This is a genomic window from Sphingobium sp. FW306-1B-F04DB, from assembly GCF_058781925.1.
The window spans coordinates 1-8,793 of sequence record NZ_JBYSXE010000081.1 but is presented as its reverse complement, the minus strand read 5'-3'; the positions used below and the strand labels follow the sequence as shown (position 1 = coordinate 8,793).

The 8,793-nt window shown below is 63.9% G+C and carries 9 protein-coding genes and 2 tRNA genes; 4 read left to right on the top strand and 7 right to left on the bottom strand.

Going from position 1 to position 8,793, the window contains the following annotated elements; all coding sequences use genetic code 11:
- Positions 1 to 84: 84 nt before the first annotated feature.
- From AC3WJD_RS21145 to soxR, 3 genes are all read right to left on the bottom strand, one after another.
- Positions 85 to 836 (bottom strand): IS5 family transposase gene (locus tag AC3WJD_RS21145; protein ID WP_492748734.1). Its coding sequence is split into 2 segments (ribosomal slippage): positions 85 to 524 and positions 524 to 836, totalling 753 coding nucleotides; the frame shifts between segments, so codons are not numbered across the junction.
- 310 nt (positions 837 to 1,146) lie between these two features.
- Positions 1,147 to 1,233 (bottom strand) — tRNA-Leu (locus tag AC3WJD_RS21140).
- 34 nt (positions 1,234 to 1,267) lie between these two features.
- Positions 1,268 to 1,726 (bottom strand): redox-sensitive transcriptional activator SoxR, encoded by a 459-nt coding sequence (gene soxR, locus AC3WJD_RS21135; RefSeq protein WP_492748733.1) that lies wholly within the window; start codon positions 1,724 to 1,726, stop codon positions 1,268 to 1,270.
- 105 nt (positions 1,727 to 1,831) lie between these two features.
- Between soxR and AC3WJD_RS21130 the strand changes: the two genes are divergently transcribed.
- Both AC3WJD_RS21130 and AC3WJD_RS21125 read left to right on the top strand, forming a co-directional pair.
- Entirely contained in the window at positions 1,832 to 2,830 is a 999-nt protein-coding gene (locus AC3WJD_RS21130) for an ABC transporter ATP-binding protein (RefSeq protein ID WP_492748732.1), read from the top strand.
- Positions 2,827 to 3,597, top strand: coding sequence for an ABC transporter permease (locus tag AC3WJD_RS21125; protein ID WP_492748731.1), 771 nt, complete (start codon positions 2,827 to 2,829; stop codon positions 3,595 to 3,597). The genes AC3WJD_RS21130 and AC3WJD_RS21125 overlap by 4 nt, the downstream gene beginning before the upstream one ends.
- Positions 3,598 to 3,666: 69 nt before the next feature.
- Here AC3WJD_RS21125 and AC3WJD_RS21120 read toward each other — a convergent pair whose 3' ends face one another.
- From AC3WJD_RS21120 to aroA, 4 genes are all read right to left on the bottom strand, one after another.
- Positions 3,667 to 3,945, bottom strand: a complete 279-nt coding sequence (locus AC3WJD_RS21120; RefSeq protein ID WP_492748730.1) for an integration host factor subunit beta — start codon at positions 3,943 to 3,945, stop codon at positions 3,667 to 3,669.
- Positions 3,946 to 4,239: 294 nt separating this feature from the next.
- Complete coding sequence (gene rpsA / locus AC3WJD_RS21115; RefSeq protein WP_492748729.1) at positions 4,240 to 5,955, bottom strand: 30S ribosomal protein S1; 1,716 nt, start codon at positions 5,953 to 5,955, stop codon at positions 4,240 to 4,242.
- A gap of 207 nt (positions 5,956 to 6,162) precedes the next feature.
- Positions 6,163 to 6,798: a (d)CMP kinase gene (cmk, locus tag AC3WJD_RS21110; protein WP_492748728.1), complete on the bottom strand. Its 636-nt coding sequence runs from the start codon at positions 6,796 to 6,798 to the stop codon at positions 6,163 to 6,165.
- Positions 6,795 to 8,132, bottom strand: coding sequence for a 3-phosphoshikimate 1-carboxyvinyltransferase (gene aroA, locus AC3WJD_RS21105; protein ID WP_492748727.1), 1,338 nt, complete (start codon positions 8,130 to 8,132; stop codon positions 6,795 to 6,797). The genes cmk and aroA overlap by 4 nt, the downstream gene beginning before the upstream one ends.
- A gap of 141 nt (positions 8,133 to 8,273) precedes the next feature.
- Between aroA and AC3WJD_RS21100 the strand changes: the two genes are divergently transcribed.
- Entirely contained in the window at positions 8,274 to 8,606 is a 333-nt protein-coding gene (locus AC3WJD_RS21100; RefSeq protein WP_492748735.1) for a TIGR02300 family protein, read from the top strand.
- Between the two features lie 83 nt (positions 8,607 to 8,689).
- Positions 8,690 to 8,765, top strand: a tRNA-Ala gene (locus AC3WJD_RS21095).
- Positions 8,766 to 8,793 lie beyond the last annotated feature (28 nt).

Sequence of the window (8,793 nt, the reverse complement as noted above, 5' to 3'; positions counted from 1 at the left end):
GCAGACGAAATCCTCGCCTCCGTCAAACGCTTCTGCCAAAAAACAATGAGCCGAACTTCAGATTCAGATGACTAGGGTCGGGACTCATAACCACCATGTGACGGCGGCGGCGAGGCAGATTGCGCCGAGGAAGTGGGCGGCCAGCTTGTCGTAGCGGGTGGCGATACGGCGATAGTCCTTGAGGCGGCAGAACATGCGCTCGACGGCGTTGCGCCCTTTGTAGAGCGTCTTCGAGAAGCAGCTTTTCCAGCGCCGATTGGCCTTGGACGGGATGTTGGGCACAGCACCCTGACCCTCGATCAGATCGCGGATCGCATTGCTGTCATAGGCCTTGTCGGCGAGCACGATGGTGCCGGGCGCGAGATCGCTCAATAGCGCAGTGGCAGCCTTGCAATCGGCGACCTGGCCTGCGGTCAGGAGGAAGCGGAGCGGTCGGCCTTCGCCGTCGGTGAGCGCGTGGAGCTTGCTGTTGCGACCGCCCCGGCTGATCCCGATCGCCTGGACGAGCGCCCCCCTTTTCCGCCCGCCGCGGAGCGGTGCGCCTTCATGTGGGTGCTGTCGATCAGGATCTCGGCGGGCGGGCCACCGGCAGCCGCAAGGGTATGGAACAGATCTTGCCAGATGCCCTTGTCCGCCCAGCGCACGAACCGGTTGTAGAGCGTCTTCCTCGGTCCATAACAGGCCGGCACGTCGACCCAGCGCCCGCCCGACTTCACGACATGGATGATCCCGCTGATCACCCGGCGATCATCCACCCGCGCCACACCGCGCACTTTGTTCGGCAGCAGCGGCCGAAGCCGCTCAAACTGCGCCTCACTCAACCAGAACTCGCTCAACTCCACACTCCTGCAATCCAGGAGCCTGAATCACATGCAAGCGGCTTTGGGAATCCTGTTTATGGGTCCGGACCCTAAGGCGATGTGGCCAGTTTTGCCGACCACACCCCGCCCCAGCCGGATTTGACGCGAGGATTGAAGTGCATCGGCAATGATTTCCGTCGGATCCCGCGTCTCCATTTCAACGTCATAGTCGGGCTAGATAGATTCGCAAAGAGAACGATCTGTCAGAATGGTGTCGGAATGATTTGTCGGAACGGATGCGCGAAAGGCAAAGCGCCGCCGTCGATAAAAGTGAGCTTTTTCTAAGTGGTGCGGATGGCGGGACTTGAACCCGCACTCCCGAACGGGAAACGGATTTTAAGTCCGCTGCGTCTACCGATTTCGCCACATCCGCGTGGGCGCGACAAAGGCGCATAAGGCCGCGCGGGTCAAGCCTCTTCGGACGGGCGGGGGTCGCCGAGCCAGTAGCGTGCTCCCGGCCCCAGTCGCGCGGCGCGATCCTCGGGATTGGACAGGTAGCAGGATTCGACCGACAGGCAGCCGCAGCCGATGCACCCCGTCAGGCCCTGCTTCAGCCTTTCGAGTTCGGCGATCTGCGCGTCGATCCGTGCGGTCCAGCTGCTCGATAGCTTCGCCCAGTCCTTGCCCTTGGGCGTGTGGTCGGGCGGGAGCTTGCCGAGCTCGGCGCCGATCTCCTCGAGGCTCAAGCCCACGCGCTGCGCGAAGACGATGAAGGCGACGCGGCGCAGCACCGCGCGCGGATAGCGCCGGTGCCCCGAATTGAGCCTTTCCGAAGCGATCAGCCCGCGATCCTCGTAATAGCGCAGCGCCGAGGGCGCGATGCCGCTGCGGCGTGATACCTCGCCGATGGTCAGATAATGGAACATGCTTGCCACCGAACCAGAATTTCTTGTTGATCTCAAGTGCGCTTGAACTTGTAGCGGTGCCGCAACGGGCTGATATCTGCGCATCAAGGTCCGGGAGAGAAATATATGCGTGCCGCCGATCCCCAGAGCAACGGAAGCGCGCCCGGCGGAGGCTATGCCGGCGCGAGCGGGGAAGCCGTGATCAAGATTGCCGGATTGTCCAAGACCTATGCGGGCGGTTTCCAGGCGCTGAAGAGCGTCGATCTCGAAATCCGCAAGGGTGAGATCTTCGCGCTGCTCGGGCCCAATGGCGCGGGCAAGACGACGATGATCAGCATCGTCTGCGGCATCGTCACGCCTTCGACGGGGACGGTGCTTGCCGACGGCCACGACATATTGCGCGACTATCGCGCCGCGCGGACGAGGATCGGGCTGGTGCCGCAGGAACTGCACACCGACCAGTTCGAGCGCGTCATAGACACCGTGAACTTCAGCCGCGGGCTGTTCGGCAAGCCGCGCGACGCCGCCTATGTCGAGAAGATCCTCAAGGACCTGACGCTCTGGGACAAGCGCAACAACAAGATCATGGAGCTGTCAGGCGGCATGAAGCGCCGCGTGATGATCGCCAAGGCGCTGAGCCATGAGCCCGACATCCTCTTCCTCGACGAGCCCACTGCGGGCGTCGACGTCGAACTGAGGCGCGACATGTGGGGGCTCGTCCACCAGCTCCGCGAGAACGGCGTCACGATCATCCTGACCACGCACTATATCGAGGAGGCCGAGGAAATGGCCGATCGCGTCGGCGTCATCAACAAGGGCGAACTCATTCTCGTCGAGGAAAAGACCGTGCTGATGAAGAAGCTCGGCAAGAAGACGCTGACGCTCAACCTGTCCGAGGTGATGGAGACCGTCCCGTCCGGGCTTGCCGACTGGCCGCTGACGCTGAAGGCCGACGGGCATGAACTCGAATATCAATTCGACGCCAATGCCGAGCGCACCGGGGTCCCCTCGCTGCTCCGCCAGATGAGCGATCTCGGCATCGCCTTCAAGGACCTCAACACGCGCCAGAGCTCGCTCGAGGAGATTTTCGTCGGGCTGGTCAGCGACCGCAAGGGAGAGAAATGATGGGCTTCAACGCGCGCGGCGTCTGGGCGATCTACACGTTCGAGCTACACCGTTTCCGGCGGACGCTGCTCACGGGCCTGCTCGTGCCCGTGATCACCACCTCGCTCTATTTCATCGTCTTCGGATCGGCGATCGGATCGCGGATGACCGAGATCGGTGGCGTGCCCTATGGCGCGTTCATCGTGCCCGGCCTCATCATGCTGTCGATGTTCACCGAGAGCATCTTCAACGCCAGTTTCGGCATCTACATGCCCAAATGGTCGGGAACGATCTACGAGCTGCTTTCGGCGCCGATCTCCGCATTCGAGACAGTGCTCGCCTATGTCGGCGCGGCTGCGACCAAGTCGATGATCGTCGGGCTGGTGATCCTGATCACCGCCAATTTCTTCGTGGACGTCCAGGTCCTCCACCCGTTCTGGACCGCGGCCTTCTTCGTGCTGATCGCGACGACCTTCTGCCTGTTCGGCTTCATCATCGGTATCTGGGCGAAGAGCTTCGAGCAGCTTCAGGTGATCCCGCTCCTGGTCGTCATGCCGCTGACCTTCCTCGGCGGGGCATTCTATTCGATCGACATGCTGCCCGCGGCGTGGCGGACGGTGACGCTGTTCAACCCGATCGTCTATCTGATCAGCGGCTTCCGCTGGAGCTTCTACGGCAAGGGCGATGTCAGCGTGGAGATCAGCATGGCTGCGACGCTGGGCTTTTTCGCGCTGTGCCTTGGCGTGATCTGGTGGATCTTCAAGACCGGCTACCGGCTCAAGACCTGAGCGCTTCCGCGACCCACCGCACCGTTCCTGCCCGTGGGGGGCGGGCGCCGTGCGGTGGGCGTCTCGCAGTTACATGTTGAGGCGTTCGCGCATTTCCTTGCCCGGCTTGAAATAGGGCACACGTTTTGCGTCGACGTCAACGGCGGCTCCCGTGCGCGGATTGCGGCCCGTGCGGGCCGACCTTGCACGTGTCGAGAATGCCCCGAAACCCCTGAGTTCGACCCGCCCCCCATTGGCGAGCCGCGCAGTGATTTCGTCGAAGAACACATCGACGATGTGTTCGACATCCTTGACGGAGAGACCCGAGTTTTCCGCAGCGAGCTTCTGGACGAGTTCGGAACGGATCATGGCTGTTCCCCATATGGCATCCGGCGGCCCGACGGGACCCTCGAACACCGGGTGGCGCCCGATTACGCAGGCATTCTGGTTGGCTGACGCTGGCTCCCACTTCCGGCGTCAACGCCTGCGAGTTTGTGCCGGATTTCGGTTTATTTGCAAGCCCTTGTCCGGCGCTTCAGCGACCAATCAGCGCGCTTCCGCGACAGGGGCTGACGCCGCGCTGCAACAGGTTGTTGTAAAGATACAAAAAAACCGCCGCCGGCGCATGGTTGCGTCGACGGCGGCGCGTAATTTTTCCGTAACTTACTTCTTCTCTTCCGAGCGTGCCTTGAGCGCTTCGCCGAGGATGTCGCCGAGCGACGCACCCGAGTCGGACGAACCGTACTGCGCAACCGCCTGCTTCTCTTCGGCGATCTGCATCGCCTTGACCGAGAAGGTGGGCTTCTTCGAACGATCGAAGCCGGTCACCATCGCATCCATCTTCTGGCCGACCTGGAAGCGCTCGGGGCGCTGCTCGTCGCGGTCGCGGCCAAGGTCGGTGCGCTTGATGAAGCCCGTGGCGCCGTCCTCGCCGACCTGAACCTCGAGGCCGCCGTCGCGGACTTCGAGGATGGTGACGGTGACGACCTCGTTCTTGTTGAGGCCCGAAGCGGCGGCCACGCCGCCAACGGCGGGCGCACCCTTTTCAAGCTGCTTCATGCCGAGCGAGATGCGCTCCTTCTCGACGTCGATGTCGAGAACGATCGCCTGGACGGTCTCGCCCTTGCGGTGCAGGTTGAGCGCGTCCTCGCCCGAGATCCCCCAGGCGATGTCCGACATGTGCACCATGCCGTCCACATCGCCGTCGAGGCCGATGAACAGGCCGAACTCGGTGGCGTTCTTGACTTCGCCCTCGACGGTCGAGCCGACCGGGTGCGCAGCCGCAAAGGCTTCCCACGGGTTGTTGATCGCCTGCTTGAGGCCGAGCGAGATGCGACGCTTGTCCTCGTCGACCTCGAGGATGACGACGTCGACTTCCTGGCTGGTCGACACGATCTTGCCGGGGTGGACGTTCTTCTTGGTCCAGCTCATTTCGGAGACGTGAACCAGGCCCTCGATGCCCGCTTCGAGCTCGACGAACGCACCATATTCGGTGATGTTGGTCACGCGGCCGGTGAGCTTGGCGCCCATCGGGTACTTGGCCGACGCGCCTTCCCACGGATCGCTCTCGAGCTGCTTCATGCCGAGCGAGATGCGCTGCGTGTCGCGGTTGATGCGGATGATCTGGACCTTCACCGTGTCGCCGATGTTGATCATCTCGGACGGGTGGTTGATCCGCTTGTAGCTGAGGTCGGTGACGTGCAGCAGGCCGTCGATGCCGCCCAGGTCGACGAACGCACCGTAATCGGTGATGTTCTTGACGACGCCCTCGATGACCTGGCCTTCGGTCAGCGTCTGGATCAGGCCCGAACGCTGCTCGGCGCGGGTTTCCTCGAGGATCGCGCGGCGCGACACCACGATGTTGCCGCGGCGACGGTCCATCTTGAGGATCTGGAAGGGCTGGGGGATGTCCATGAGCGGCGTGACGTCGCGCACGGGGCGGATATCGACCTGCGAGCCGGGCAGGAACGCCACGGCGCCGTTGAGGTCGACGGTGAAGCCGCCCTTGACGCGGCCGAAGATGACGCCTTCGACGCGCGCGCTCTCGGTGAACTCGGCTTCGAGCTTGTCCCAGGCGGCTTCGCGGCGCGCGCGATCGCGCGACAGCATGGCTTCGCCATGGACGTTCTCGACGCGGTCGACATAAACCTCGACTTCGTCGCCGACCTTGAGGTCGGCCTTCTGGCCCGGCGCCGCGAATTCGCGTAGCGGCACGCGGCCTTCCGACTTCAGGCCGACGTCGATGACGGCCATGTCGTTTTCAATTCCGGTAACGGTGCCCTTGACGACGCGGCCTTCGAAGCTTTCGTTCTCGCCGCCGAGCGATTCATTGAGAAGCGCGGCGAAATCGTCGCGCGTGGGTTGTGCCGATGAGGCCATGGTTGGTTCCTGTCTTTCTTACATTTTCCGGCCAGCCGGTTGTCTCCGGCGGTCTTGACCAGAAGTGCCGCAAGGGCCGCACGCCCAGACGGCATCCCGCGCGCGAGATTGCTGTGGCCGCCCGCATCGCGGAAAGCGAAAAGGGCGCGTCAAGAGCGCCGGCTTTCATTGCCGGCCCCTTCGCGCCTCGCGTTTCGCAGTCCAGGCTCAGCTCGCAAGCTTGGCCTTGATACGTCCGTCCACAAGCGCAATCGCGCGCTGGACGGCGGCGTCTATAGAGAGATAGCTGGTGTCGAGCAAGTACGCATCGGGCGCCTGCGCCAGCGGCGCCGCATCGCGCATCATGTCACGCCGGTCGCGTGTGCGCAGATCGGCCAGGATGCGGTCATAGCTCATCGTGCTGCCCGCTTTCTGCATTTCGGCGTGGCGACGCCGGGCGCGCGTCTGCGGCGTGGCTGTGATGAACAGCTTGGCGTCGGCATCGGGGGCGATCACCGTACCGATGTCTCGCCCGTCGAGCACCGCGCCGCCGGGCTGCTGTGCAAAGGCGCGCTGGCGCTTGATCAGCGCGGCGCGGACCAGCGGGTGCGCAGAGACGATCGAAGCGACGCGGCCGATCTCCTCACTCTTGAGTTCAGGGTTTTCGAGCAGCGTATCCGCGAAGTCGCACGCTGCCAGCGTGTCGGCCTCGCTCTCGGGATCATTGCCTTCGCTGACCACGCCGAACGCGACCGCGCGATAGAGCAGCCCCGTATCGAGATGCGGCAGATGATAGTGCTTTGCGAGCGCACGCGCGATGGTGCCCTTGCCCGATGCTGCCGGGCCGTCGACCGCGATGATCATGAAATCTGCGCGCCCAGCGAGGTCATCAGCGCAGTGAATTGGGGGAAGCTTGTTGCAACGGGGGTCATGTCGTCGACCATGACGTTCACCGCTGAAACAAGTCCAGCCACCGCAAAGCTCATTGCGATACGATGATCGAGTTTTGCGGCGATTGGCGCCCCGCCGGGCAGAGGGTCACCGCCGCTTCCATCGACGATCATGCCGTCCTCGGTCTCGGTGACACGTGCCCCGATTGCGGCAAGTCCCTCAGCCATCAATGCAATCCGGTCGGACTCCTTGACGCGCAGCTCTTCCAGCCCGCGCGTGACCGTCCGGCCGCTGGCAAGCGCGGCAGCGACGAAGAGAATCGGGAACTCGTCGATCATCGACGGCGCAACCACGGGATCGATTTCGATGCCCGTCAGCGCGGAATGGCGAACGTGCAGGTCGGCGACGGGTTCGCCGCCGACGTTGCGTTCGTCGATCAGGGTGATGTCGCCGCCCATCGCCTGCAGCACCTCGATCAGCCCCGCGCGCGTCGGGTTGATCCCGACATTCTCGATGATGACGTCGGATCCGGGCACGAGCAGCGCCGCCACGATCAGGAAGGCGGCGGAGGAAGGGTCGCCGGGGACGATGATGTCCTGCGGCTTCAACTCGGCCTCGCCGCGGATCGCGATAACGCGCGCGCCGTCGGCGTCGGTCTCCACGGTCAGCTCGGCGCCGAAGCCGGTCAGCATCCGCTCGCTATGGTCGCGCGTCGCCACGGGCTCGATCACGCGCGTGATGCCGGGCGTGTTGAGTCCCGCCAGCAGGATCGCCGACTTGACCTGCGCCGACGCCATGGGCAGCCGGTATTCGATCGGGACCGCGGGGCACAGGCCGCGCACCATCAGCGGCAGGCGGCCACCGGGGCTCGCATTGAATTCGGCGCCCATCAGGCTCAGCGGATCGATCACGCGGCCCATCGGACGACCCGAAAGCGATTCATCACCCATGAATGTGGCGGTGATCGGGTGGCTCGCGACGAGCCCCATCAACAGGCGGGTCGAGGTGCCGCTGTTGCCCATGTCGAGCGCCGTGGCGGGCTGGAGCAGCCCGCCTACGCCCACGCCGTGGATCGTCCAGATGCCATCCGCGCTGCGCTCGATCGTGGCGCCCATGGCGCGCATCGCGGCAGCGGTCGCAAGCACATCCTCCCCTTCGAGCAGCCCCCGCACCGTGCTCTTTCCGACCGCGAGAGCCGACAGCATCAGCGAGCGGTGCGAGATAGACTTGTCGCCGGGCACGCGCACGCGTCCCCTGAGCGGTCCGGGCGCGGCGAAGGAGGCGGGCTGGGGCGTGGCTGAAATCATCGGGAAAGCGTGCATTCCGGCTGGAGTGAGCGCAGGCTTTTGACAGCGGCGTTTCGCTATGGCAAGGCGCGCGGCGTTTGGCGGGGCATCGATGATGCGATGACCCGCTGTTTTCACTTATTCTGGAGGCTGAGGCAGCACATGGTGAAGCCTGAATGGGGCACCAAGCGGACCTGTCCGAAATGCGGTACCCGCTTTTACGATCTGACCAAGGACGAGCCCGTCACCTGCATCGAATGCGGGAACAACTGGTATCCCGAGCCCGTGCTGAAGTCGAAGCAGCCGCTTCCCTATGACGCGCCCAAGCCGGAAGTCGAAGGCAAGACCGCGGACGACGCGGTGCTGGCCGATGACGATCTGGATATCGACGTCGATTCCGACGAGGCCGATTCGCCCGACGACGATGTCGATCTCGGTGGCGACGACGATCTAGGAGTGGATACGTCCGACGACGACGACGACGCGAATAATTGATTTAACGTCTTGCCAAGCAGGCGCTGCCATCATAGAGGGCAGCGCCTCAGCGCCGCACCACCCAGGGCGGCGACGATGGTTTCGGGGCCGTAGCTCAGCTGGGAGAGCGCTACAATGGCATTGTAGAGGTCAGGGGTTCGATCCCCCTCGGCTCCACCATCACAAACCCACGATTTCCGGTCATTTA